Genomic DNA, 25027 nt, shown 5'->3' with positions numbered 1-25027 from the left:
ATTGTGTTGTTAGCGTTGTGCTGCCAGCTGCTGTTGCATGGTTTTAAACATGGCCAACACGCCTGGTGCCGGGCCTCGGCTGAACTTACTGACCACTACAATTGCCAGGGTGCTGAGTATAAAGCCCGGCACTATTTCATAGACTGTGCTGCTCAGGCTCTCACCATTAATGGTGATGGGCGCATATATCCAGACTAATACGGTGGCCGCACCGACAACAATGCCACTAAGGGCGCCGGCAAACGTCATGCGCGACCAGTACAGGCTTAAAATAATCAGCGGGCCAAAAGCAGCACCGAAGCCAGCCCAGGCATTGCTAACCAATTGTAAGACGGAGCTGTCACGGTCATATGCCAGGGCAATGGCAACCAGCGCCACGGCTAATACTGAAATCCGGCCAACCAGAACTAACTCACGCTGCGATGCATCACGTTTCACAAAGGTTTTATAAAAATCTTCAGTGAGTGAGCTGGATGTCACTAACAGCTGCGATGAGATGGTACTCATAATAGCCGCTAAAATAGCCGCTAATAAAAAACCGGCAATAAACGGATGAAACAAAAACTGTGAGAACACAATAAATATTGTTTCCGGATCGGTTAAGGTCATTTGCGTTTTGGCGACATAAGCAATACCGACAAAGCCGGTCATTAAAGCGCCTACTATAGTGACTAACATCCAGCTCATACCAATGCGGCGGGCAGTTTTGATATCTTTAACAGAGCGAATGGCCATAAAGCGGACAATAATATGTGGCTGCCCGAAATAACCCAGGCCCCAGGATAGAGCAGAAATAATAGCAATAGCCGATGATGCCCCAACCCAGTTAATCAGTTGCGGGTCGATACTTTGCACTACTTGTTTTACCTCACCAAAGCCACCCAAATGCTCCAGCGCCACCACAGGTACCAGCACCAATGAGATAAACATAATACAACCCTGCACAAAATCGGTCATGCTGACGGCCATAAATCCACCAATCAGGGTGTAAATTACCACTACCCCGGCGGTAACATATAAACCCAGCTCGTAGCTCAGATTAAAGGAGCTTTCAAACAATTTGCCGCCGCCAACGACGCCGGAAGAGGTGTATAAGGTAAAGAAAATAACGATGACAATCGATGACACCACTCTTAACAAGCGGGTTTTGTCTTCAAAACGTTTTTCAAAGTAATCAGGAATAGTAATAGCATCATGCGCCACTTCGGTGTACACCCTGAGCCGGGGCGCAACCACTATATAGTTAATATATGCCCCTATCAGTAACCCTACGGCGATCCAGGCACTGCTTAAACCGGTCAGATACATGGCACCGGGCAGACCCATGAGCATCCAGCCACTCATATCTGAAGCGCCGGCCGACAGTGCGGTAACACCGGGGCCTAACTTACGGCCACCTAACATATAGCCAGAAACACTTTCGTCGGTATTGCGATAGGCGTATAAACCAATACCAATCATCGCAGCAAAATAAATACCCAGGGCAAAAATAGTTGCAAGTTCCAAAACATCACTCCTTATTATTTGGTTTTATGCTAACAAGATGAACCCTGGCTTACCAGCGCTTTTATTTTGCGGTTAAATTTGCCGGCCAATGCCGGCATCAGAATATGTGGTCTGAGCATAAATGCCCTGGCAAGCAGGGCTGCAGCAGATGGGCTATTGCGGATACAGTGGTGGCAAAGCATTAACTGTTGGTTTAGCGTCAGCGGCAAGCTGATAATCCGACCAGGCTTGCAACAACTGCTCAGCCTGCCAGGCTACTGTACTGTCACTATACAGTGCCGCATTTAACTGCTGCAGTTGCTGTTGCAGTGGCCCGGGAGTAATCTGCTGACTAAGCGCCGTTAACGACCCCTGCGCCAGGATGTTTTGCTGGCGCGCCCATTTTAATAGTTGGTCACGGGCTGCAGCTTTATCCTGCTTCTGACAGGCCGCACGCAGCGCCCGGCTATCAAATTTGGCGCCCTGAGGTTTTGTCTGACCGCGGCCTGCCGACGCTGTGCTGCTTTGGTAACGCCATAATCCAAGCAACAGCACGCTGCTCAGCAGCCAGCCAAGTGCCAGGGCGGTGCTGGTGTGGTTCCAACTCCAGGGTGACACTGCGGGCAGCGGTAGGGTGGTGCTGCTAATCTGTGGCAACGGCGGGTCAATCATTGCCGGGGTGCTTAGCCGGTTCGGGTCTGCTTTTACCTGCAGCGTGCGTCCGGGCAAAACGGCTTGCTCCATTCGGTTAGTCTGGCTGTTCCACCAGGGCACTGTTACTTCAGGCAGCTGATATTCGCCAGGGGTGTTGGCAATAATTGCGCTGGTAATAATTTTCTGCGCAACCAGACGACCAGCCCGTTCAGCCCCTCTGGTTTGCGGTTGCTCCTGATACACTCTGAAACCATCCGGAACCGCTAATTGCAAGTCAGGCAACTGATTTGCTGCCACATCAACGGCCGACAACGTAATGATCCGGGTGATGGGTTCGCCTTGTACCAGCTCGGTGATATTGGGTTGCCATTCATCATTTAAGGTGACCAGACCGGCAACCAGCCAGTTACCACTGAAACTACCGGTTTGAGCTTGAACCTCAATCGCCAGAGTCTGTGCTTCCCTTACCACAGCTCGACTGCGGGCAAAGTAGCTTTGCCGGGCGTTATCACGATCGATAATATCACCGCTAAAAGTAGGCGGGCTAATGCTGAAATTACCGCTGCGTTGCGGCGTTATGGCATAGCGGCGGGTAATGGAGCGATAACGTTCGCCGTCAATCAGTTCTGAGCCCTCCTGATCCTGGCCTACCTGCTGGATCAGCGCGTTGTCAAGTTGCGGTTCTGATAAACTGCCGCGCTGAATATCGCCGCTGAAGTATATCGTCACATCGTAATACACCATTTGCTGCACCACGACCCTGTCGCTGCTAAGCTTACTTTGTAAAAAGATGTCGCGCAGGGTGCCTGTGCCTTGCTGTGCTGGCAGAACCTCAACCGACAGCGGTTGAGTGCTGACGTTGTCAATAGTGAAGGCGGGAAGAGTGAAGGTGCCGCTGGCTTTCGGCAACAGGGTAACTGTCCAGGTTGTACTATGGCTGGCCTCGCCATTTACTACTCTGGTACTCTGATTAACTGACGGTACCATTATGCTGAAATCGCCATCCAGTACTCTGAAATTAATGCTGTTTGCCGGTAGCCGGCTATCAGCGGTCACTTCCAGTATCACACTCTCGCCTAGCATTACCGGGTTTTTATCTACTCTGGCGTTTAACTGGCTGATGGCCAGCGCGGGTAAACTAAGCAGCAGGCTTAGCCATAACAAGCCACGAATTACCATTCCTGAGTTACTCCTGTGGGCACAGCGTGCTGGCGGCGTTTCTGATATTCAAGGTTCATTCTGTTACGCAGCAGCAGGCCTGGGTCGTCTTGTACTTTACGCAATAAATTATCCAGTTGTTGTTGCTCTTCCTGACTGGCGTTGGGCCACATTTCACTTATGGCTTGCTGCTGGCGTTCGTCAGGCGGTTCCTGCTGCACGCTTTCTGTGCTGGGGGTGTCAGTTTGCTCCCCGGCTGCTTCTTCAGCTTCCGGCTCTGCGCCAGCGGGTTCCGTTTCAGCCTGCTCGCCAGCGCTTTCATCCTGCTCAGCATTACCCTGGGCTTGATCGTCGCTGCTACCCTCAGCCTCTGACGAGCTGTCGTGCTCGGCGCCAGCTTGTTGCTCAGCGTCTTGTTGCTGCTCGCCATCTTGCTGTTGCTGCTGATCTTGTTGTTGCTTCAGTTGTTGCAGTAATGCGGCATTTTCTCTGGCCTGGTGATGTTCAGGATCGAGCGCCAGGGCTTGCTGATAACTGTCCAGTGCCTGCTGATATTTTTGTTGCATCGCCAGACTATTGCCTAAATTAGCATAACCATCGGCACTGGGTTGCTGTTGCACTGCCTGACTAAACGCCTGCTCGGCAGCCGCATAGTCTTGCAGCCGGTAGGCGGCGTTGCCCTGCCATAGCGGGTCAGCAAATTTACGCTGGGCGTTTTGATAATCCTGTTGCTGGTAGTCAGCTATGGCTTGTTGCGCCGGGGTTTGCCATAGGTCGCGCCAGATGCTGGCTTCTGCCGTGGGGATAACGCAAAAGGGCAGTAATACCAACACGGGTGCCCGTTTGGCCAGATACAGTGCCAATGGTAAGAGTAACCACACCAGATACACCGCATTGTCCTGCCATAAATCACCGGCAAACTGCTCCGTTTCGGCCCTTTGCTGCTGGTACTGACTGTTAAGGTCGGCCAGTAAGCGGCTTAAATCACTATTGTCAGCCGTAGCCTGGCTAAAACTACCTCGGCCTTTACGTGCTATGGCTGCCAGCTGCGTTAAGGGTACTTTAGGGATCACCACGGCGCCTCGTTGATCTTTGAGCAACTCGCCACTTTCAAGTTGCACTGGTGCGCCTTGCTCTGTGCCAAATGCCAGAATAGACAGCCGGTGTGGCCAGTTATCCAGCCGCCGCATAATGTTGTTGTAATCTGCCGGGGCAAAACCATCAGTAAACAGCACCACGTCACCACTGGTATGGCCCGCCTGGCGCAGTAAACTATCTGCCTGCTGCAGGGCGGCTGCAATGTTTGAGCCCTGCACGGGCATCAGCTCTGGTTTCAGTTCGTTCAGTTGCAACCGGACATTGTTAAAATCCGGTGTCAGCGGCGAGATCACAAAGGCATCGCCAGCATAGCTAATCAGTGCCAAGTCACCCTCGGCCAGCTTGTTAATAAAATCCAGCGCCTTAAAACGTTGCTGACGAAAACGATCAGGCGTCATATCGGTTGCCCGCATGGATATCGACATATCGACAATCAACACTGTCGCTTTATTCAGGGTAAAGGCCGGTTGCGGATTTTTCTGCCAGCTGGGGCCAGCCAGCGCAACAACAGCCAGCAGCCAGCATAATAACAGCAACGGCAGCGCCAATGGCTTTCGTTGTAACAACAGCTGGCCGTTTAGCATCAACTGTTGCAAGTGGGGGGCAATCACACTTTGCCAGGCGCTATGTTGTTGCCGGTAGCGTCTGAGTAACAGCCAAAGTAACAGCACCGGCAGCAATGCCAGTAACCACCAGGGGCGCAGTAAATGAAAATCAGCCAGCAGGTTCATACAGCCTCCGCCAGTTTATGCGCCGCATCGCCAACGCAAAGGACAGTAATAGCGCCAGAGCCAATGGCCAGTGCAGCAGGCTATGCTGTGGCCGATAGGTCAGACTGTCGCGACTTATCGGTTCAAGTTGATCCAGCAGCCGGTATATTTGCGCCAGCTCGGGTAGGCTACGGGCCCGGAAATAGCGGCCACCGGTTTGCTCGGCAAGCTGCGACAATAGTTGTTCATCTAAGTCATGAGACGGGTTAATGGTTCGCCGGCCGAACACCGTTTGCTGCACCATTTGCTCGGCGCCAACGCCGACGGTGTATATTTTAACCCCGGCTGCTTTGGCCAGCTCTAACGCTTCCAGTGGCTGAATATTACCGGCATTGTTAGCGCCGTCGCTTAACAGAATTAACACTTTATTGCTGGTTTCGTACATATTTAAGCGCTTTACCGCCAAACCAATGGCTTCGCCTATTGCGGTTCGCTGCCCAACCAATTTCATCTGGGTTTCATCTAAAAACATTTGCACTGTGGCCAGGTCATAGGTAAGTGGGGTTTGCTGATAAGCGGCATCAGCAAACAGGATCAGGCCCAGCCGGTCGCCCCTGCGTTGTGAGATAAAGTCACCCACCACCCGTTTTACTGCCGTCAGCCGGTTCATTGGCTGGCCGTCTAATACCATATCGTTGATGTCCATTGAACCGGACAGATCGATAGCCAGCATCAGATCCCGGCCTTGCTGAGGCAGGGTTACCGGCTCCCCCAGCCAGCGTGGTTGACAGGCCGCAACAACCAGACACAACCAGATCAAGGCCGGTGATAGCGCCGCATAATACTGTTGCCAACTTTTACGCGGCGGTGCGGTTGAGGCTACCTGCGCTAATGCCGGCAGGCTCAGGGCGCTACCACTGTCTTGCTGGCGTTTTTTAAATAAAAAAGGCAATGCAAGCAGCAACAGTAACCAGGGGTAACTTAGCTCAAGCATTTGTTGCCTCCGTCTGCTTGGCGGCAGGTACAACCTCAGCAAATTTTTCCGGCTGACAATGCCGCAGCCAGCTATGGGCAAACTGATAAAAGGCGTGTTGCTGCTGTTCGTCTGGCTCTGGTTGATAAAGTAGTTCTGCCAGCGACGGCAGTGCCAGCACAGGAAGCTGCTGCTGTAAAAACGCTTGCCATTGCTCAGTTGGCGCGCTAAGCACCGGATGAGCCGGTGCATAATGCAGAACTACCCGCTTTAACAACTGATTGATGTTGCTGCTGTGCTGCGGTTTAAGTTGTGCCAGTAAGCTGATGGCATGCCGGCGGGCGGCAAAATAGCGGTGCCGTTGGTACAACCACCAGCCAGCACCGGCCAGTAACAGCAAACTTATCGCCAGCAAGATGTATACACCAATCGGCATTTGCCATGGCAACAGGTAAGCGGGCTCGGCAATATCGACCAGCTGGCTTAGCAGTTGTTCAGCGGCCATGATGAGCTTGCTCCAGCTGAGTAATAACAGGTTCGCCGGCACTTATTGCCAGCCATTTGCAGCCGAGTTGTTGCAGGCTGCCCGCCACGTGCGATTGCTGCTGTTGCTGTTGCTGATAATACCGCTGGCGCAGTGCAGGGTTGTCTAACTCGGCTGTAACAACCTGCTGTTGCTGGCGAATGGCGGCAAGCCCACGGGCGTTGGCAGGTATGGCCAGCTCCAGCGGATCGCTGATCTGGCAGCAGGTGACTTCATTATGCTGACTGATGGCGCGGATATGGCGCAGGGCTTGCTCATCCAACCGGTTAAAATCAGACAAGATATAGACCAGACTGCCAGGGCGGCTAAGCCGGCGTTGCTGGCCCAGAGCCTGCGATAAACTGAGACCGTTATTGCCGGCTGAATGTTGATGACATTGCTGCAGCGCCTGCAGGTAACGCAATACGCCGTGGCTGCGGCCTTGTGGTTTTAATTCGCGGTGTTGCTGATTGCTAAACACCACACCACCTAATTTGTCGCCATGTTGTTTGACATGCCAGGCAATGACGGCGGCCAGATGCGCCGCTTGTACCGACTTCAGTAGCAAGCTGCTGCCAAAACGCATACTGTCGGTTAAATCGGCGACGATAAAAACCGGCCGCTCCTTCTCTTCCCGAAATAATTTGGTGTGTACTTTGCCGCTGCGGGCGGTAACCCGCCAGTCAATCGTCCGGACATCATCACCCGGCTGATAGTGTCGTACCTCGTCAAACTCCATACCGCGACCTTTACTGCGCGCCAGATAAGTGCCGGCCAGTTTGCTTTGAATGCTGATGGTCGGTTTCAGGTTTAGCACGCTGGTATGGCGTTGATACCACAATAACTCGGGCAGCATCACTGAAATGCCGTCGGCGGTTAATTGTTGCAGCCACTGTCTGGCAGAAAACATTGCACTCATAATAACTTCAGGGAACAGGTACGCAATTCAGGATTTCGGTCAGCACATCGTCTGTGGTTACCCCCTCAGCTTCCGCGGTGTAGGTCAGGATCAGCCGGTGGCGCAGCACATTGTGAAAGACCGCCTGAATATCATCCGGTGTGACAAAGTCACGGTCGGCCAGCCAGGCCTTGGCCCGGGCACAGCGTTCCAGGGCAATGGTGGCTCTGGGGCTGGCGCCATAGTTGATCCAGGCCGGCAACTTGCTGCTATATGCGCCGCCGTTACGGGTGGCCATAATCAACTGTACAATGTAGTCTTCCAGACTATCGGCCAGATGCAGTGTCAGGATGGCCTGGCGGGCACTGAAGATATCCGCCTGGCTAATTGCTGCGGGCTGGCTTTGCGCTTTATGCAAGGCCTCGTTGCGGGTAAGTTTGAGAATTTCCCGCTCGGTTGCCGCATCGGGGTAGTCTACCTTCAGGTGCAATAAAAAGCGGTCAAGCTGGGCTTCGGGCAGTGGATAGGTGCCTTCCTGCTCTAACGGGTTCTGGGTGGCCATTACCAGAAATAATTCAGGTAGCTTGTAGGTGGTGCGGCCAACCGTAATCTGTTTTTCCGCCATGGCTTCCAGCAATGCCGACTGCACCTTGGCAGGTGCCCGGTTAATTTCATCGGCCAGAATAATATGGTGAAACAAGGGGCCGGACTGAAACTCAAACTGGCCGGTTTCTGGGCGGTAAATATCGGTACCGGTTAAATCTGCCGGCAATAAATCCGGGGTAAATTGCACCCGGTGAAATTCAGCTTCCACGCCATGGGCCAAAGCATTTACTGCCCGGGTTTTTGCCAGACCGGGCGGGCCTTCAACCAGTAAATGACCATTAGCCAGCAAGGCCAGCAAAATACCTTCAGTAAGCTCAGGTTGGCCTAATACCTGACTGTCGAGATAGGCCTTTAAGGCGGAAAATGCGTTTACCATAATGATATAAGTCTTTTGGTTAAAGTTTTGGTTATATTCTGCACAGTTAGCTATAAAAACAGCTAGGCTATGACGTTATAACCTAAATAAGGTTCAGTTTGCATTAAAACAAGTGTTTTAATTCGCCGCGACTGTCGCTACAATCAGTTTAACGTTACAGGTCAGACCTGTTTTTGCCGTCGACACATTCGAATTATTAAGAGGAAAGCTATGTCAGCGCCCATTAAACTTCATACCCGCAGTGGTGATCGGATAGCGATTGTCTCAGGGTTACGTACGCCTTTTGCTAAGCAAGCGACCGAGTTACATGGTGTCTCGGCGCTGGACCTTGCCAAGCTGGTGGTAAATGAGTTACTTATTCGCAGCGAGCTTGATGCCTCTCTGGTACAACAAGTGGTGTACGGCCAGGTTGTGCAAATGCCCGAAGCACCAAATATTGCCAGGGAAATTGTGCTGGGCACGGGCATGGGCGTGCATACCGATGCATACAGTGTTACCCGCGCCTGTGCCACCAGTTTTCAGTCGGTAGCCAGTGTAGTGGAATCAATGATGGCCGGTATGACAGACATTGCCATTGCCGGTGGGGCAGATTCAAGTTCTGTGTTGCCTATCGGGGTCAGTAAAAAACTGGCCCGTGCCCTGGTAGATATGAATAAAGCCAAAACCTTTGGCCAGAAGTTCAGCATCTTACGTCGGTTGGGCTTAAAAGATCTGATGCCGGTACCCCCTGCGGTGGCTGAATACAGCACCGGGTTGTCGATGGGTGATACCGCTGAGCAGATGGCTAAAACCCATGGCATCAGCCGGCAAGCTCAGGATGAAATGGCACACCGTTCTCATACTCTGGCAGCCCTGGCCTGGCAAAATGGCTTGATGGCGAATGAGGTAATGACGGCGCATGTTGAGCCTTATAATAAGTATCTGGCCATTGATAATAATATCCGGATGGACTCGAAGCTGGAGTCGTACGCTAAGCTGCGGCCAGTATTTGACCGTAACCATGGCACGGTAACCGCCGCAACCAGTACACCACTGACTGATGGTGCCTCGGCGGTATTAATGATGACGGAAAGCCGTGCTAAAGCCCTGGGGTACAAGCCATTAGGTTATGTTCGCAGCTATGCGTTTGCAGCGATTGGCGTGCATGATGACATGCTGATGGGGCCCTCCTATGCCACGCCTGTTGCCCTGGACCGTGCCGGGATGAGCCTGAATGATCTCACCCTGATTGAAATGCATGAAGCCTTTGCGGCACAGGCGCTGGCCAATGTTAAAATGTTTGCCAGCGCTAAATTTGCTGCAGATAAACTGGGCCGGGGGCAGGCAATTGGTGAGATTGATATGGCTAAATTTAATGTTAATGGTGGTTCACTGGCCTACGGCCATCCGTTTGCTGCCACTGGTACCCGTCTAATAGTGCAAACGTTAAATGAATTACAACGGCGTGGCGGCGGTATCGGCTTAACAACCGCCTGTGCTGCGGGCGGCCTGGGTGCCGCCATGATAGTGGAGACAGAATAATGACTAAGCAACAAGCAAGTAGTTTTAGCCTGGCCATTCGTGACGACAAGGTTGCGGTGATCACCATGGATATTGCAGGCGAAAGCATGAATGTGCTGAAGGCCTCTTTTGCCGACGAAATTGACGCTATTCTGAATGCCATTCAAAGTGACAGCAGCGTGAAAGGTGTGGTGATTATCAGCGGTAAAAAGGACTCCTTTATTGCCGGTGCTGATATTTCCATGCTCGATAGTTGCCAGAGTGCAGAGCAGGCGCAAGACATTGCCCGCATGGGACAACAGATGTTTGATCGGTTGGAACAATTAACCGTGCCGCTGGTTGCCGCTATTCATGGCCCTTGTCTGGGTGGCGGTCTGGAACTGGCGATGGCTTGTCATGCCCGGGTGGCAACAGATTCAGTGAAAACCGTACTGGGTTTGCCTGAAGTTCAGCTTGGCTTGTTACCGGGCAGTGGTGGTACCCAACGCTTGCCCAGACTGGTTGGGGTGCAAAAAGCGCTGGATATGATGCTGACCGGCAAACAGCTGCGAGCTGTGCCAGCAAAAAAAGCGGGCCTGGTTGACGAAGTGGTACCTGTCAGTATTTTACTTGAGGCGGCGGTAAAACGTGCACTGCAAGGTAAAACAAAGGCTGCAGCAAAAGACAAAGGCTTGCTGGCTAAGCTGCTGGAGAACACCGCCCCCGGGCGCAATTTGTTGTTCTCTCAGGCGCTGAAACAGACGTTAAAGAAAACGCAGGGTAATTATCCGGCACCGGTGCGGATCCTGGAAGTAGTACGTAAAGGCCTGGACAGTGGCTACGCTGCCGGGCTTGCAGCGGAAGCAAAAGCCTTTGGTCAGCTTTGTATGACGAAAGAGTCGGCGGCGCTGCGCAGCCTGTTTTTTGCCACCACCCAGATGAAAAAAGAAACGGGCGCTGGTGACACCCAACCAAAACCCGTGCATAAAGTAGCAGTGCTTGGCGGTGGGCTGATGGGCGGTGGCATCGCCAATGTCAGCAGTACCAAAGCCGGGGTGCCAGTGCGGATCAAAGATATTAATGAACAGGGCATCAGTAATGCGCTTAAATACAGCTACAAATTACTGGAGAAAAAATTTAAGCGCCGTTTTATCAGTAAAGCGGAAATGCAGAAACAGTTGCTGCTGTTAACCGGCAGTACAGATTACAGTGGCTTTCATGATGTTGATCTGGTTATAGAAGCGGTATTTGAAGATTTAGACTTAAAGCAAAAAATGGTGGCGGATATCGAGCAACACTGCGCTGAGCACACCATCTTTGCCAGCAATACCAGTTCGTTACCTATCAGCCAAATCGCGGCAAAAGCCTTGCGACCCGAGAACGTGATTGGCCTGCATTATTTTTCGCCGGTAGACAAAATGCCGCTGGTGGAAGTGATCGCTCATGACAAAACGTCTGCCCAGACTATCGCCACTACGGTTGCCTTTGCCCGTAAACAAGGTAAAACACCGATAGTGGTAAAAGACGGTGCCGGTTTTTATGTTAACCGCATTCTGGCGTTATATATGAACGAAGCGGCAACTATTCTGCTGGCAGGTGAGCCGGTCGAGAAAATTGACAGAGCACTGGTTAAATTCGGCTTTCCGGTAGGGCCGGTCACCTTGTTAGATGAAGTGGGGATAGACGTTGGTGCAAAAATTTCACCTATTCTGACTGAGCAACTGGGTGAACGTTTCGCTGCGCCGGCCGCCTTTGACAAATTGCTGGCTGATGGCCGCAAAGGTAAAAAATCTGAGAAAGGTTTTTATCTGTATGGCAAGACCGCCAAAAAAGGCGCTAAAACGGTGGATAACAGCGTATACAACGTATTAGGGGTAACTCCGGCAGGCAAGCTCAGTAGTGAGGCCATCGCCGCCCGTTGTACGGTACAAATGCTAAATGAAGCGGTTCGTTGTCTGGATGAAGGTGTGATTGCTTGCGCCCGGGATGGCGATATTGGCGCTATCTTTGGTATTGGCTTTCCGCCATTTCTGGGTGGGCCTTTCCGTTATATCGATACCTTAGGCGTCACCAATCTGGTTGCCACTTTACGGCAACTGCAGGCTGAGCATGGTGAGCGGTTTGCACCTTGTCAGCGTTTACTGACAATGGCTGAGCACAATAGCCGTTTTTACACTGAGTAGCGTAAAAACTACGAAAACTTAACAGCGAATGGCAGCGGCTGGCGCTATAATAGCCGGCAGCTGCATGTTGTATTGGCCTGGGAGTTTGTAAGTGTTATTAGTACCTGTTGTCTGGTTGGTGGTGGCTGTTGGCGTCTATATTGCGGCGCTGCGCAGCGGTATGCAGGCGTTACAGTGGGCGTTGGCTGCCTTATTCACCGGGCCTTTTCTGCTGCCGCTGTTTAACAGTCATAAAAGACTGTTGTTATGTAAAGTTCGTGGCAAAAACAGCAGCTTGTTCCGTCCCTGAGACGCAGGTTATTATGCAGCCAGGCTACGAATATGCTGGCGCAACTGCTGGCTGATGGCTTGCAGCAGTTGCTCGTTAGTAGCCTGATGCAAGGTTGCGGCAAACAGCTCCCGGTTCATCAAGGGCGCATTCTCTAACATCCTAAGACGTTTATTCTGCAGTAAGGGCTGTACCATTATTTGTGGCAGATAAGCCGTTGCCGGGCTTTGCAGCAGCATTTCCAACGCTATTTTTGCGCTACCTGTGCGCAGCATTGGCGGCGGCATGTCGGCAAAATGTTTGGCATGCTGAATATCAAATGACGTACCCCAGTCAACCAGAATATATTGTTGAGCGATCGCCTGGGCGGCGTCGGTGTGCTGGCCACTGGTAACGGCCACCAATTTAATATCGTCGAGTTTCTCTACCTGAATTTCTTCTACTTTGGGTGGGTCAAATACCACGGCTAAGTCCAGGTTTCGTTCCAGTAATAACCTGCTGATTTGCTCCCGCCCCAGCGATTCTGCACGCCAGGCCAGCTCCGGGTAAAGTTGTTGCACCCTGATAAACCCCGGTAATAGAAAGCTATCCCATACATTTGCCGTAGCGGCAATGGATACCTGTTGGGCTTGCTTATTGCTCAGCGCCACTTCCTGCTTGGCCCGTTGCAATGCGGTAAGCATAGCCTGGGCATGCGGTAGTAAACGCTCTCCGGCAGCGGTCAGCTGAATATTGTTTCGATAACGACTAAACAGGTTAACACCAAGTTGCTGCTCCAGTTGCCTGATACGAAAGCTTACTGCAGACTGGGTTAAATACAAATTTTCAGCCGCTTTACCAAAGTGGCGGGTGCGCTGCACTTCCAGAAAGGTTTTAAGCAGTTCAGTATCCACAGTAAATCCTTTAAATAATTTATCGTGTCAATAAAAAATATTTGTTTTACGACAGGAATTTTGTTAACCATACTCCGCACAGTTTAAACAGGCTGGCTTGATATTCAACGACATTAGAGGAAAAAAGTGATGCAGCAAAGTTTTGTCGCTAATCGTCGCTTTTTCGATGACCGTAATTTCCCTCGTGGTTTTACACGGTCCGGGCGCTTTACACTGGCAGAAGGTAATCTGCTGGAAAAACATGGGTTCGCCATGCAGCAGCTGGAACAGGGTGCGCGTGAACCGGTTAATGAAGAGGAGCAGCGTTTTATTCTGGTTTGCCGCGGCGAAGCAGAAGCCAGCTCTGCCTTTGAAAAAACCTGGCTGAAATACAAACAGCGCTTAAACGAAAAACGCAAATTTCATACGGTGTTTGGTAAAAAGCGCATTGCCGACGGTGCCGACGATTTTTCTTACGTCGAAACAGACACCGATTAAAAGCCCTGCGGGGCTTTTTTTATGGCCGTTAACCTGGAATTACGCTTAACCGGGTGTGTTGTTTGTGTGCCAGCAGAAACTCGGCAAAATCGACTGCTGACAGGGGTTTACTGTAGTAAAAACCCTGAATCGTCTCGCAGCGCAGCTTGCGCAACATATCTAACTGGTCTTTCGTTTCCACCCCTTCTGCTACCACATTTAAGCTCAGGTTGTGGGCAATGGTGACGATAGTATCCACCATATTGCGGCCACGGGCATTGTCCATATCGTCAATAAACGCTTTATCAATTTTCAGGGTGTTCAGCGGAAATTGTTTTAAATAAGCCAGCGAAGAGTAACCGGTGCCGAAGTCATCCATCGCCAGATGAATACCACGTGCCCGTAATTTTTTCATGGTATCAATGGCCAGCTTTGGCGACTGCATAACAGTCCCTTCGGTGATTTCCAATTCCAGATGGTAAGAGGGGAGTTCACACTGTTCCAATACGTCGTCAATTTGCTGACATAAATTAGGCAGCATAAATTGTTTGGCTGACAGGTTAACGGCCACTCTTCCCTGAAACAAACCCAGAGCCAGCCATCTTTTCACATCTTCACAGGCCTTACGCAACACCACGGCGCCAATCTCAACTATTTGGCCTGTTTCCTCTGCGATTGGGATAAAGCTGGCCGGACTAACCAGGCCCCCCTTGGGGGTAATAAACCGCACCAGCGCTTCCATACCTACCAAATTACCGGTGAGAATATCCATTTTCGGTTGATAAAAGACACTGAAGTAATCTTCTTTTAAGCCATAACGGATCAGGTTTTCTACCTGCAGGCGCTTTACGGCTTGTTTGTTCATGCTGTCATTAAAAAACAGGTAGCGGTTAGCACCATTGTTTTTTGCATGGTACATGGCAGTGTCGGCATTGCGCAGCAGGGCCTGCGGGTCATTGCCGTCATCGGGAAACAGTACTATGCCAATACTGCTGGTAACGGCCAGTTCATGCTGACTGATAAAAAATGGCCGGTTAATCTGCTCCAGCAGCCCTTTGGCCATCAGTGTAATATTGTGAATATCGTTAGTATCATTCAGTAATACGGCAAACTCATCACCGCCCAGGCGATATAATTTATTCTGGTAGCGGGGATCGGTATGCAACCGTTGTGCTAATTTACACAACAAGTTGTCGCCAAGTTCATGCCCCAGCGAGTCGTTAATTTTTTTAAAGTTATCTAAGTCAAATACCAGCAAGGCATGGACGGCATCGTGCGTGACCAGACTGGCCAATTTCACCATAAACACGGCCCGGTTGGGTAAGCCAGTCAGGGTGTCGTTATTCGCCAGACGGCTCAGTTCAGCTTCGCGCAGCTTACGTTCAGTAATATCAGACAACACGCCGACATACTGCTGCGGATTGCCTTCTTCATCTTTAATGACATCAAAGGCCAGCTCAGCCTGATACACTTCACCGCTCTCTTTTTGTTCACGAATTTCGCCGCTCCAGCGGCCATGTTTCGCCAGTTGCAACTGAATTTCATGCATAAAGCGGCTGGGATACAGCGACAATTCAAACCGGCTATTAATGACTGCAGTACGGTTTTTACCGGTAATACTGTTGAATGCAGGGTTAACTTCAATAATACAAAACTGGGTGTCACAGACGAGTACCGCATCTGAAATATTCTCCAGACAGCGGGCGAATAACTGCATCCGGCCTTCGGCTTCTTTCAGTTGATGAATGTTTTTCAGGGTGCCTGTCATGCGGCTGGGGTTGCCATTACTGGCATAAGCGACGATTTTACCTCGATCCAGTACCCAGATATAACTTCCCTCTGCAGTACGCAGCCGGTAAGTAGCTTCGAAAAACGCACTGCCACCATTCAGGTGTTCGTGCAGCAGGTTAACGACCCGGGCCAAATCTTGTGGATGAATTTGCTGCTTATTCGGGGGGAAATCGCGGGTTTCGGGTTTAAGTTCAACCGGCTTTAGCCAGGAGCTGGAGCGGTATAGCTCTCCTGATTCAATTCGCCAATCCCAGAGCTCATCACCGCTGCCCCATAATGACAAACGCAAGCGCTCTTCACTTTTGGCCAGCCGTTTATGATAACGTCGCATTTTGGCAATACTGGCATGAGCCAGTAGTAACGCCGCACAGGCAAAGAGTAACACCACAGAAAATAAGTAAGGTTGCACGCTGTTCCAACTTAAAGCAGAAAGGCCGAACGATTGTCCAGCCAATAACAAAGTGACTATTTTAAAGGAGTGGCGACCCTTATTCAGCACAAATTACAACATTTTATTATTATTTAGCTTAAGTTAACCAAGTTTATGCAGACTGTCAAAATCAATTTGCGTTTTGGGTGATGATTTGGCGTAACTGCGCTGTTGTCCTTTGGATGATATGATTTTTTTCAGTGTTGGGGCCTGAAGCCAGTAACAACATATCATAATCATTGGCCAACAATTGGCTGAGTAACTCAGTAAAATGTTGTTTATCCAGTGCATGCAGTGCCTGAATAATTCTGTGGGTTAAATCAAAGCGGATATCATCCTGCCCCAGCGCCAGCCAAAGTCTTTTGGCTCGGGCACCCAGGGTGCTGTCACGCTCAGCGAGCTGAGCGGTCAGTCCTTGTTTCAGTTCAAAGAAATCCGCGTCGGCCATTTGCTCAATTTGCGTTAAAAACGTTTGAAAAAAGCTGACAGTAGCCTGATACAACTGAACACAATCAAAATTTGGTGATTGAACATAAAAAGCGATACCGGGCAGGGTGTTAATGGGTACATAACCCGTGCCCACCAGATAACCCATTTGTTGCTCGGTGCGTAATTGATGAAAGTAATGTGGTGATATCACATGATTAGCCAGCATAAACAAGGCCATATTCGCTGCTGTAGCCTGCTGCGCCGCCAGATAAACGACCAGCGCATGATCGCTGCTATCGGTGTTAACTTCGAGCCATACCGGGCCAACACCTTTAATGCTATTGGTTTTTACTGGGATTTTACTGCCGTGGCTACTTTGCTGGCTTTGCCAGTGTTGCAGCATTTTTTGCAGCTGATCGGCATTACCTGTGGTCCAGTTTCCTACCATTAGCGCTTCCAAATGGGCGTCAGTTAATAGTTGGCTGGAAAACTGACAAAACTGGACAAAGTTAAGTTGCTCCAGTTGTTGAACTAATACTTCAATCTCCGGGTTTAACGGTTGCAATACTGCCGATAACTGGCTGAACAAACGGGCAACCGGTTTACTTTTGCTGCTGTTGGCCCAGTGCCGGCAAAGCTGTTGTTTAATTTCATCAAAACGTAATTCACTGAAATCAATCTGGTTGATATGCTGCAGAATATCCTGCAGCAATTGAATCTGATTGGCAGCCAGGCCGGAGGTATGAATACTGATCCCTTGTTTTTGCACATGTAGGTTATAGCTCAGCCCGGCGGTGGTAGCGGCATAAAATTGCTGATTAATGTGGTCTTGAAATAACTCCAGCCAGAGCCGGCTGGCAGCGAGTTGCTGATTGTCAGCGATACTCTGAGGCAAGCTCAACTGTAGAAAAACATGGCCTTTGGGCGTATTGAACTCGGTATCTGCTTTGTACCAGATACTTAACTCTTTACTATTAAAATACTGTTCTGGCACTGCCATATGCAGATGCTTGTCAAGTAAATGCAATTGCTCAGTCAGGTAAGGATTGGTGGCTGGCAGAGTAATGCCAGCATCAGGCTCAATAGCTTGCCATTGTTGTAATTGCTGGTCGCTGATTTTCGTTACGGAATAAGGCGTACCATACCACCTGGCTTCACGGGTTACCGGTACATCGGGTGATATCAGCATCAGGCGCATATTACTTGGCGTGAACCAACTTAGCAGCTGCTGGTATAGCGCTTCTGAGGGCAGTTCCATCCGGTAGTCACCAAAAATGGTGTCCTGCACCGGGTAGTGTTGCAAATTCACCGATAACTGACTGGCAGTTTGCAGCGCATCAGTGGGCTCCTGATAAATAAACGACCAATGCAGTAATTTTTGCCGTTCAAAAAATAAGGCTTGTGGCAGCGGCTGTTGTTTTATCCGGGCCAGGGCGCGGTACAATGCGCAAATAATCGACTGGGTGTTGGCTTTACCTGTCCGGGTTAGCTCAAAAGAAATGGTAAAGTCTTTGTAATTACTGCCATCTATGCCGCCGCCGGCACTGAGCTGATTTACTAAGCCGGCATTTTTAAGATAGCTTAGCAGCGAGCCTTCACTTTCATCACCCAGTATGGATGCCAGAAAGCTAACAATTTTATGCGGGTACCAAGGTTGGATATCGGGTAAGGCAAAACTGGCTACCAGTTTATCTGAATCTTTATGGGGTTTGATATGCAGGACAATCGCCTGATGTTCGGCCAGATATAGCGGAACCGTTAAAGGCGCCTTTGCCGGCAGCTCTGCGGGCAAGGTAGCAAAATACTGCTGAACCCACAGCGACATGTCTGCCAGGTTGCATGACGACACCAGGCATAAACTCATTCTGCTGGCGCTGTACTGTTGCTGATAAAAATCTGTTAACGCCGCCCGCAGAGTCTGGTCGGGTTTATCGTTCAGGGTGTTCAGGTTGCCAACCGAAAACTTCGCAAAAGGATGCGCCGGGTTAATGGTTTCTTTATGTACCTGATAAATGCGCCGGCTGTCATCTTTGAGTTTTAACGAAAACTCGGCTTCGATGGCATGGCGTTCTTTTTCGACATAGGCCGCGGCAAACAGCGGTTGGCAAAACATGTCTGCAAAACGCGCCAGGGCATTTTGCAGTTGAGGGGTATCAATATCAAAATAAAAATGGCTGTGTTCAGTGCCTGTCCAGGCATTATGGCTACCACCGTACTGGCTGATAAACTGCTGATAGCCACCAGGGTCCGGATAATCACGCGAGCCGAGAAACAACATATGCTCTAAAAAATGCGCCATACCCTGATAATCCGCCGGATCATCGAAGTGCCCCACATTGATTGTCAGTGCCGCGGCACTTTTTTCGGCGCTATTATCGTGCACCAGTAATACCGTAAGACCATTGTCCAGTGTCAGGTGTTGATAAGCTCTGTTATCGTTGGGGCTTTGCTTTATATGTACTTTTTCCAAGAATTATCCTATTTGGGTAAGGTAGTACTGCAAATTAGCCGGTTTTTCATAGCATTTAGTAATAAACAGACACTGCGTTATGCGTTAATAGCAGTTACGCTGACGCCAGACTTTATTTATCATAGCGCACAATTTTTGCCCAGCGTATGCTTTTTAACACAGGCAAACATAAACACACAGACTCAGTAGTACGGTAGCAAAAAAATGGTAAACATTGTAGTAATGCGCCATGGCGAAGCAGAGCCAATGACCAGGCAAGATAGTCAGCGGCAATTGACGGCCAGAGGTAAGCAGGAAGCTCAGCAAATGGCGCAGTGGCTGCATAATTGTTACAGTCGCTTTAACTGGGTATGGTGCAGCCCGTATCAGCGGGCCCGCCAGACGGCAGACTTTATGCTTGCCAAACAGGGTAGTGAATGTCAGCTGATGATTCAGCCTGAGCTGGTTCCTGATGGTAACCCACAACTTGTACTCGATGCTATTGATGCCAGACTGAGCGAACAGCCTGATGCCAGAATTTTATTGGTTTCACATATGCCGCTGGTTAGCTTCCTGATTGCCGCGCTGACAAAACCTGATCAAACACCGGTATTCAGTACTGCCGGGCTGTGTTGCATTGATTATCAGCCAGTCAGAGGAGGCCGATTGCTGGAACAGGTATCGCCGCAGGATGTGCTGTTTATGTCGCACTGAGCAGCAACGTTGCGTTAAGGCAGGCTTATTAACGTAATGCCAGTTCAGGCTGATTAATTTTTAACAGCAATAACAGCGCGCCATGTTTACCCCAACTTTTCGGAGCCGTATGAAAGGCCCGGACATTGGGATGTTGGATTAACCAATTGGGTACCTTGCGTGCCAGAATGCCCAGCCCTTTACCATGTATTACACAGGCGCAATTAAATTGCTGCTGCTGGCAATAGGCCAGCAAGCCGGCCAGCTCAGTTTTGGCCTGCTGCTGGGTTAAACCGTGTAAATCCAATACGACTTGCGGTTGAAACTCGGCGCGTTTCAGGCGGCCAGCCAGGTGCGGATCATCACCGGGTTGCACATAAGATAATGACGCACTATTGCTGACAAAGCCTTCATAGCCATCAGAAAAAAAGAACAACTGCTGCTCGTTTTGCGACAAATTTACTGCCTGTCGGGCTTTTTTCTTGCCGGGTTTACTGACAGGGGCTATCTTGTCTTGCATAAGCGGGCGCGCGCCAGTCACCGACTGGCGAAACAGTTCGCTGTCTTCGGTAGATACCCTGACTTGATGAGAAAGCTTCTTTCGCTGCATCGCGCAAGTCTATACAATCTGCCCATTTTTTACAAAGAGCGAATACTGTTATGGCCGATCTACCCCCGATGTTTGCAGAAAGTAGCGTTAACGAGGCGCTGGAGGCATTGGTTTCAGTGCATGACTGGCTGCGTTTTGCGGTCAGCCGCTTTAATGAAGCCGGCGTTTATCTGGGCCACGGCACAGACAATCCCTGGGACGAAGCTGCTGTGCTGTTATGTCATAGTTTGTTTTTGCCACCACTGACTGACGATAAATTATTAACTGTCCGGCTGACCAAAACTGAGCGCCGGGCTTTTGTCGATCTGTTAATCCAGCGGATAGAGCTGAGAATACCCGCTGCGTATCTGACGCATCAGGCTTACTTTTGCCAGTTACCGTTTTATGTTGACCAGCGGGTGCTGGTGCCGCGATCGCCGATAGCAGAGCTGATAAACGAAAAATTTGCCCGCTTTAAGCTGCCCGCTGCGCCGCAACGTATTTTAGATTTATGCACCGGGTCTGGCTGTATTGCCATTGCCTGCGCCTACGCCTTTCCTGATGCCCAGGTTGATGCCGTGGATATTAGCCCGGACGCACTGGCAGTGGCTGATATTAATATTAATGAGCACGGTTTGCTGGATCGGGTGTACCCGATTTTATCTGACGGCTACGACGCTTTAACCGGGCAGCAGTATGATGTTATTGTCACTAATCCACCTTATGTCGATGCGGAGGATATGGCTGATTTACCAGAAGAATACCGGCACGAGCCCGAATTAGGCCTGGCCTCTGGCCATGATGGCCTGGAGCTTACCCGCCGTATTCTGGCGCAGGCGGCGACCCACCTTACCGAGCAGGGTATTTTAATTTGTGAAGTAGGCAATAGTATGGTTGAATTGCAGGATAGATATCCAGACGTCCAATTCAACTGGCTAGAATTTACTGCCGGTGGTCTTGGCGTGTTTGCGCTGAGCAAAGCTCAGCTCATCGCTTACCAACACTTGTTTGAGGAGAGCTAAATGGCCGGCAACAGCATTGGTCAATTGTTTAAAGTCACCACCTTTGGTGAAAGCCATGGCCCTGCAATCGGCGGTATTGTTGACGGCTGCCCGCCAGGCATGCGTTTAACGGCGGAGGATTTACAACTTGACTTAGATCGGCGCAAGCCAGGTACCTCGCGTTACACCACAGCGCGTCGGGAAGAAGATCTGGTGAAAATCCTGTCCGGGGTGTTTGAAGACACCACCACCGGTGCCAGCATAGGTCTGTTAATTGATAACACCGATCAACGCTCACAGGACTACTCCAATATCAAAGAGGTGTTCCGCCCGGGCCATGCCGACTATACCTACTGGCATAAATTTGGCATTCGTGATTACCGCGGTGGCGGCCGTTCCTCGGCGCGGGAAACTGCGGTACGGGTGGCCGCGGGGGCTATTGCCAAAAAATATTTAAAAGAACATTGTGGTATTGAAATTCGGGGCTATCTGGCGCAGTTAGGTCCGGTAAAAGCAGAAAAGCTACTTTGGGATGAAGTGCAGAATAACCCGTTTTTTTGCCCGGATCCGGATAAATTAGCAGCACTTGATGAGTATATGCGCCAGCTGAAAAAAGACGGTGACTCGGTGGGTGCCCGGGTTAATGTCGTGGCGACGAATGTGCCAGTGGGTCTTGGCGAGCCGGTGTTTGATCGGCTCGATGCCGACATTGCCCATGCGATGATGAGCATTAACGCGGTAAAAGCGGTAGAAATTGGCGACGGTTTTGCGGTGGTGGAGCAGCGCGGCTCAACCGACCGCGACGAACTGACACCAGATGGCTTTAATTCTAACCATGCCGGTGGCACCCTGGGCGGCATTTCGTCTGGCCAGGATATTAAGGTAAGTATGGCGTTAAAACCCACGTCAAGCATCAGTATTCCCGGTAAAAGTATTAACGTGCATGGTGAGGTGATCGAGGTGGTGACCAAAGGCCGGCACGACCCCTGTGTCGGTATCCGGGCTGTACCCATTGCCGAAGCCATGCTGGCCATTGTACTGATGGATCACTTACTGCGGCATCGGGCGCAAAATGCCGGGGTTAGCGTTAATACGCCAGATATAGCCCGAGTCGGCAAATAACCGCTTACTTATCTTCAGGACGTTATGACACTAATAGCCGCCAGGCCAGCCTTAGCGCTGGCCTACTTTACGTATTTTGGGGTGCTGGGCATCTTTGTGCCTTACCTGGGCTTATTTTTGGACGGTCGTGGCTTTGATTCCCGTGAAATAGGCTTGATGCTGGCCATCGTAACTGCTACCCGCATTGTTGGGCCGGCTATCTGGGCTGGTTTAGCCGAGCGTAGCAGCAAACCTTTGCGCATAATGCAATTGGGAGCAGTTCTTGCCTGTATTGGCTGGTTGGGCAGCTTTATCGATGGTGGTTTTGGGCTGCTGCTGGCAGCGCTGGCGCTATTTAGTTTTTTCTGGACCGCCATTTTGCCGCAGCTGGAAGTGTCTGCTTTTCTGTTTCTGAATAACAATACCGAGCAATACAGCCGCATTCGCTCGGCCGGCAGTGTTGGCTATATTGTGCTGGTGATGTTGGGTGGCTGGTTGTATCAGCAATATGGCAGTGAGTTTATGCCAGCCGCTGCGCTGGCCTTTTTGCTGCTGTTAGTATTTTGTTTGTTTAACCTGCCTGCCCTGACACCCGCGTATGACGCCACAGCTGCAACGCTTTCTTACCGGCAAATGGCTAAGCACAGGGTATTGTGGATTTTTATGGGGGCTGCGCTGCTGATGCAAGTCAGCTTTGCACCGTTTTACGGTTTTTTTACCCTGTATAGCCGTGATTTAGGTTATTCCGGTAGCCAAACCGGCTTACTGATCAGCTTAGCGGTGGCGGCTGAAATAGTGGCTTTCTATTATGCCGGGCGCATTATGCGCAACCGCAGTTATCGTTTGTTGTTGGGCATTTGTTATGGTTTAACGGCCGTTCGCTGGTTGATGGTAGCCTTGTTAGCGCATTCTGGCTGGTGGCTGGCGCTCAGTATGTTGCTGCATGCAGGAAGTTTTGCCATTGCCCATAGCTGCGCCATGCAGTTTATTCAGCAAATTTTCCCCAAAGCCCAGCGTGGCCGCGGCCAGGCTATTTATGCCGGCCTTATTTTTGGCGGAGGCGGGGCTATCGGTGCCTATCTGGCGGGCTTTAGCTGGCAAAATGGCACAGGCGCTGTTAGCACCTTTGTCTTTGCCGCCGGCTTTGCGTTACTGGCCTGTTTGCTGGTATTAGCCTTGCCGAAGAAAATTGCGGATATTGCCTAAGGAAGATAATCGAAGCGAGAACCGGATTGCCCACGCTGACAGATGCAGATTCTTTAACGAGTTAACCAACCCAGTAAGGATTTAAATAATTTGCGGTTAAAAGGTGGGTAAATAAACTGGCCGCTGTTAAACCAGCCTTTTTGGTGAATGGCTTTCTGATGCGAAAAGCGCAAAAAGCCTTCTTTGCCATGATAACTGCCCAGGCCCGATGGGCCAATGCCGCCAAAGGGCAAGTCCTCCTGGGCCACATGCACCAGCGTATCGTTAATACAAACCCCTCCGGCATGAGTCTGCTCGAGCACCTGTTGTTGAAGCACTTTATTATTACTCATGAGGTATAACGCCAGTGGTCTTGGCCGCTGCTGAATATATTGCAGTGCCTGGTCTAACGTGTGATAGGGGATTATGGGCAGTAGCGGGCCAAAAATTTCCTGTTGCAGTAACGGGCTAGCTTCAGCCGCACCTACTATTAATTGTAGCGCCAACCGTCGCTCTTCATTGGCGCTAGCGGGCAAGCCAGCACCGCTGTTATCACAGTTAATAACTCTGGCACCACTTTGTTGCACCTGTTGCAGCATGGTCAGCAGCCGCTGATATTGCGCCTGATTGATCACCGCGCTGTAATCCGGGTTGGTGGCAAAATCAGGGTAAAACTCGCCAAACGCCTTGCAAAGTGCAGTAATTAACAACTCCAGTTTATCTGCCGGCACCAGCACATAGTCTGGTGCCACACAGGTTTGGCCGGCATTAGCGGTTTTACCAAACAAGATCCGCTTGGCAACTTGCCTAATATCGGCATCTGGCGCAACAAGCACCGGACTTTTACCGCCAAGCTCCAGCGTTACCGGTGTAAGATTGGCTGCCGCCGCCTGCATTACTTTACGGCCCACTGCCGTAGAGCCGGTAAACAGCAGATGATCAAAAGGCAGGCGCGAAAATTCGGCGGCAACATCGGCATCGCCTTCAATTACTACTACAACAGTGTTGAATGCTTGCTGGCAGATCTGGCTCAGCACCTGGTTGGTGGCGGGGGTATATTCAGATAATTTCAACATTGCTTTATTGCCGGCGGCAATAGCGGCCATTAATGGCCCTAGCGCTAAGTAAATGGGGTAATTCCACGGTACTATTATGCCAACCACACCCAGCGGCTGGGCAATAACCCGGTTACTGGCCGGCATAAAACTGTAATGGACCTGGCGTTTTTCAGGTTTTAACCAACGCTTTAAATGCTTGAGATGGTAATCAATGCCGCTAAGCGAAGGCATTATTTCCAACAGGCGGGTTTCATCGCTACTGCGATAACCAAAGTCGGTGCTTACCGCTGCGCATAAAGCCGTGCTGTGCTGTTGAATGGCCTGGCGCAGAGCGTTAAGTTGCTGCTGCCGTTGCTGATATCCCGGATAAGGGCAAAGGGCATACGCCTGTTTTAACTGTTGAAATTGTGGCTGAAGCTCTGACATAAATCCGGGTACCTGAAGGTATAAAGGTGTTAGTACTCTAAACCAGTCAGACCAGTGCGGCAAGCTTGTCACAACAGCTAGCGAAATATGCTCACTCGTCGGCTGGATGCGCTGG

At 50.6% G+C, this 25027-nt stretch carries 20 protein-coding genes; 8 read left to right on the top strand and 12 right to left on the bottom strand.

Annotated features, from left to right (window positions below; genetic code table 11):
- Nucleotides 1-9: 9 nt before the first annotated feature.
- The 7 genes from putP to WG68_RS02605 form a co-directional block, all read right to left on the bottom strand.
- Nucleotides 10-1506, bottom strand: a complete 1497-nt coding sequence (gene putP, locus WG68_RS02635; protein WP_046556105.1) for a sodium/proline symporter PutP — start codon at nt 1504-1506, stop codon at nt 10-12.
- 153 nt (nt 1507-1659) lie between these two features.
- The gene (locus WG68_RS02630; protein ID WP_046556104.1) at nt 1660-3318 is read right to left on the bottom strand and encodes a BatD family protein; all 1659 of its coding nucleotides are present in this window, start codon (nt 3316-3318) and stop codon (nt 1660-1662) included.
- Nucleotides 3312-5126 carry a VWA domain-containing protein gene (locus WG68_RS02625; RefSeq protein WP_083981773.1) on the bottom strand — a complete coding sequence of 605 codons (1815 nt, stop codon included), beginning with the start codon at nt 5124-5126 and terminating at the stop codon, nt 3312-3314. The genes WG68_RS02630 and WG68_RS02625 overlap by 7 nt, the downstream gene beginning before the upstream one ends.
- A complete protein-coding gene (locus tag WG68_RS02620; RefSeq protein WP_046556103.1) occupies nt 5110-6099 on the bottom strand; it encodes a vWA domain-containing protein in 990 nt (329 codons plus the stop codon). Before WG68_RS02620 ends, WG68_RS02625 begins: the two co-directional genes overlap by 17 nt.
- Nucleotides 6092-6583, bottom strand: coding sequence for a DUF4381 domain-containing protein (locus WG68_RS02615; RefSeq protein ID WP_046556102.1), 492 nt, complete (start codon nt 6581-6583; stop codon nt 6092-6094). The genes WG68_RS02620 and WG68_RS02615 overlap by 8 nt, the downstream gene beginning before the upstream one ends.
- A complete protein-coding gene (locus WG68_RS02610) occupies nt 6573-7520 on the bottom strand; it encodes a DUF58 domain-containing protein (RefSeq protein ID WP_046556101.1) in 948 nt (315 codons plus the stop codon). Before WG68_RS02610 ends, WG68_RS02615 begins: the two co-directional genes overlap by 11 nt.
- A gap of 7 nt (nt 7521-7527) precedes the next feature.
- A complete protein-coding gene (locus WG68_RS02605; protein WP_046556100.1) occupies nt 7528-8481 on the bottom strand; it encodes an AAA family ATPase in 954 nt (317 codons plus the stop codon).
- Between the two features lie 210 nt (nt 8482-8691).
- Between WG68_RS02605 and fadI the strand changes: the two genes are divergently transcribed.
- From fadI to WG68_RS02590, 3 genes are all read left to right on the top strand, one after another.
- A complete protein-coding gene (fadI, locus tag WG68_RS02600) occupies nt 8692-10002 on the top strand; it encodes an acetyl-CoA C-acyltransferase FadI (RefSeq protein ID WP_046556099.1) in 1311 nt (436 codons plus the stop codon).
- Nucleotides 10002-12143, top strand: coding sequence for a fatty acid oxidation complex subunit alpha FadJ (gene fadJ, locus WG68_RS02595; protein WP_046556098.1), 2142 nt, complete (start codon nt 10002-10004; stop codon nt 12141-12143). The genes fadI and fadJ overlap by 1 nt, the downstream gene beginning before the upstream one ends.
- A 91-nt stretch (nt 12144-12234) precedes the next feature.
- Nucleotides 12235-12432, top strand: a complete 198-nt coding sequence (locus WG68_RS02590) for a hypothetical protein (protein ID WP_046556097.1) — start codon at nt 12235-12237, stop codon at nt 12430-12432.
- 11 nt (nt 12433-12443) lie between these two features.
- Here the strand turns inward: WG68_RS02590 and hdfR are convergent, their stop codons facing one another.
- Nucleotides 12444-13304: an HTH-type transcriptional regulator HdfR gene (gene hdfR / locus WG68_RS02585; protein ID WP_046556096.1), complete on the bottom strand. Its 861-nt coding sequence runs from the start codon at nt 13302-13304 to the stop codon at nt 12444-12446.
- A 129-nt stretch (nt 13305-13433) separates the two neighbouring features.
- Between hdfR and maoP the strand changes: the two genes are divergently transcribed.
- Complete coding sequence (gene maoP / locus WG68_RS02580; RefSeq protein ID WP_046556095.1) at nt 13434-13781, top strand: DUF413 domain-containing protein; 348 nt, start codon at nt 13434-13436, stop codon at nt 13779-13781.
- Nucleotides 13782-13809: 28 nt separating this feature from the next.
- Here maoP and WG68_RS02575 read toward each other — a convergent pair whose 3' ends face one another.
- Together WG68_RS02575 and WG68_RS02570 are read right to left on the bottom strand one after the other, a co-directional pair.
- The gene (locus WG68_RS02575) at nt 13810-15960 is read right to left on the bottom strand and encodes a putative bifunctional diguanylate cyclase/phosphodiesterase (protein ID WP_235357652.1); all 2151 of its coding nucleotides are present in this window, start codon (nt 15958-15960) and stop codon (nt 13810-13812) included.
- A gap of 151 nt (nt 15961-16111) precedes the next feature.
- Entirely contained in the window at nt 16112-18880 is a 2769-nt protein-coding gene (locus tag WG68_RS02570) for an insulinase family protein (RefSeq protein ID WP_046556094.1), read from the bottom strand.
- A 204-nt stretch (nt 18881-19084) separates the two neighbouring features.
- Between WG68_RS02570 and sixA the strand changes: the two genes are divergently transcribed.
- Nucleotides 19085-19573, top strand: coding sequence for a phosphohistidine phosphatase SixA (sixA, locus tag WG68_RS02560; RefSeq protein WP_046556092.1), 489 nt, complete (start codon nt 19085-19087; stop codon nt 19571-19573).
- Nucleotides 19574-19601: 28 nt separating this feature from the next.
- On the opposite strand, the gene smrB is transcribed toward sixA, so the two are convergent.
- Nucleotides 19602-20162: an endonuclease SmrB gene (gene smrB, locus WG68_RS02555; RefSeq protein WP_046556091.1), complete on the bottom strand. Its 561-nt coding sequence runs from the start codon at nt 20160-20162 to the stop codon at nt 19602-19604.
- A 50-nt stretch (nt 20163-20212) separates the two neighbouring features.
- On the opposite strand from smrB, the gene prmB reads away from it, so the two are divergent.
- The 3 genes from prmB to WG68_RS02540 are packed head-to-tail and all read left to right on the top strand — an operon-like array spanning nt 20213 to nt 23449.
- Nucleotides 20213-21163 (top strand): 50S ribosomal protein L3 N(5)-glutamine methyltransferase, encoded by a 951-nt coding sequence (gene prmB, locus WG68_RS02550; protein WP_046556090.1) that lies wholly within the window; start codon nt 20213-20215, stop codon nt 21161-21163.
- A complete protein-coding gene (gene aroC, locus WG68_RS02545) occupies nt 21164-22264 on the top strand; it encodes a chorismate synthase (protein WP_046556089.1) in 1101 nt (366 codons plus the stop codon). It begins immediately after the preceding gene.
- A gap of 24 nt (nt 22265-22288) precedes the next feature.
- Nucleotides 22289-23449, top strand: coding sequence for an MFS transporter (locus WG68_RS02540; protein WP_046556088.1), 1161 nt, complete (start codon nt 22289-22291; stop codon nt 23447-23449).
- A gap of 53 nt (nt 23450-23502) precedes the next feature.
- Here WG68_RS02540 and WG68_RS02535 read toward each other — a convergent pair whose 3' ends face one another.
- Entirely contained in the window at nt 23503-24912 is a 1410-nt protein-coding gene (locus WG68_RS02535; RefSeq protein WP_046556087.1) for a coniferyl aldehyde dehydrogenase, read from the bottom strand.
- Nucleotides 24913-25027: the final 115 nt, after the last annotated feature.

This window comes from Arsukibacterium ikkense (assembly GCF_000987775.1).
GTDB classification, from domain to species: domain Bacteria; phylum Pseudomonadota; class Gammaproteobacteria; order Enterobacterales; family Alteromonadaceae; genus Alishewanella; species Alishewanella ikkense.
The sequence above is the reverse complement of the archived record's forward strand: the minus strand, read 5'-3'. Positions and strand labels throughout refer to the sequence as shown.

Coding starts and splice junctions, on each gene's coding strand:
- WG68_RS02630 (WP_046556104.1), bottom strand. CDS start 3,318: ATGGTAATTCGTGGCTTGTTATGGCTAAGCCTGCTGCTTAGTTTACCC.
- WG68_RS02625 (WP_083981773.1), bottom strand. CDS start 5,126: ATGAACCTGCTGGCTGATTTTCATTTACTGCGCCCCTGGTGGTTACTG.
- WG68_RS02620 (WP_046556103.1), bottom strand. CDS start 6,099: ATGCTTGAGCTAAGTTACCCCTGGTTACTGTTGCTGCTTGCATTGCCT.
- WG68_RS02615 (WP_046556102.1), bottom strand. CDS start 6,583: ATGGCCGCTGAACAACTGCTAAGCCAGCTGGTCGATATTGCCGAGCCC.
- WG68_RS02610 (WP_046556101.1), bottom strand. CDS start 7,520: ATGAGTGCAATGTTTTCTGCCAGACAGTGGCTGCAACAATTAACCGCC.
- WG68_RS02605 (WP_046556100.1), bottom strand. CDS start 8,481: ATGGTAAACGCATTTTCCGCCTTAAAGGCCTATCTCGACAGTCAGGTA.
- fadI (WP_046556099.1), top strand. CDS start 8,692: ATGTCAGCGCCCATTAAACTTCATACCCGCAGTGGTGATCGGATAGCG.
- fadJ (WP_046556098.1), top strand. CDS start 10,002: ATGACTAAGCAACAAGCAAGTAGTTTTAGCCTGGCCATTCGTGACGAC.
- maoP (WP_046556095.1), top strand. CDS start 13,434: ATGCAGCAAAGTTTTGTCGCTAATCGTCGCTTTTTCGATGACCGTAAT.
- sixA (WP_046556092.1), top strand. CDS start 19,085: ATGGTAAACATTGTAGTAATGCGCCATGGCGAAGCAGAGCCAATGACC.
- smrB (WP_046556091.1), bottom strand. CDS start 20,162: ATGCAGCGAAAGAAGCTTTCTCATCAAGTCAGGGTATCTACCGAAGAC.
- prmB (WP_046556090.1), top strand. CDS start 20,213: ATGGCCGATCTACCCCCGATGTTTGCAGAAAGTAGCGTTAACGAGGCG.
- aroC (WP_046556089.1), top strand. CDS start 21,164: ATGGCCGGCAACAGCATTGGTCAATTGTTTAAAGTCACCACCTTTGGT.
- WG68_RS02540 (WP_046556088.1), top strand. CDS start 22,289: ATGACACTAATAGCCGCCAGGCCAGCCTTAGCGCTGGCCTACTTTACG.
- WG68_RS02535 (WP_046556087.1), bottom strand. CDS start 24,912: ATGTCAGAGCTTCAGCCACAATTTCAACAGTTAAAACAGGCGTATGCC.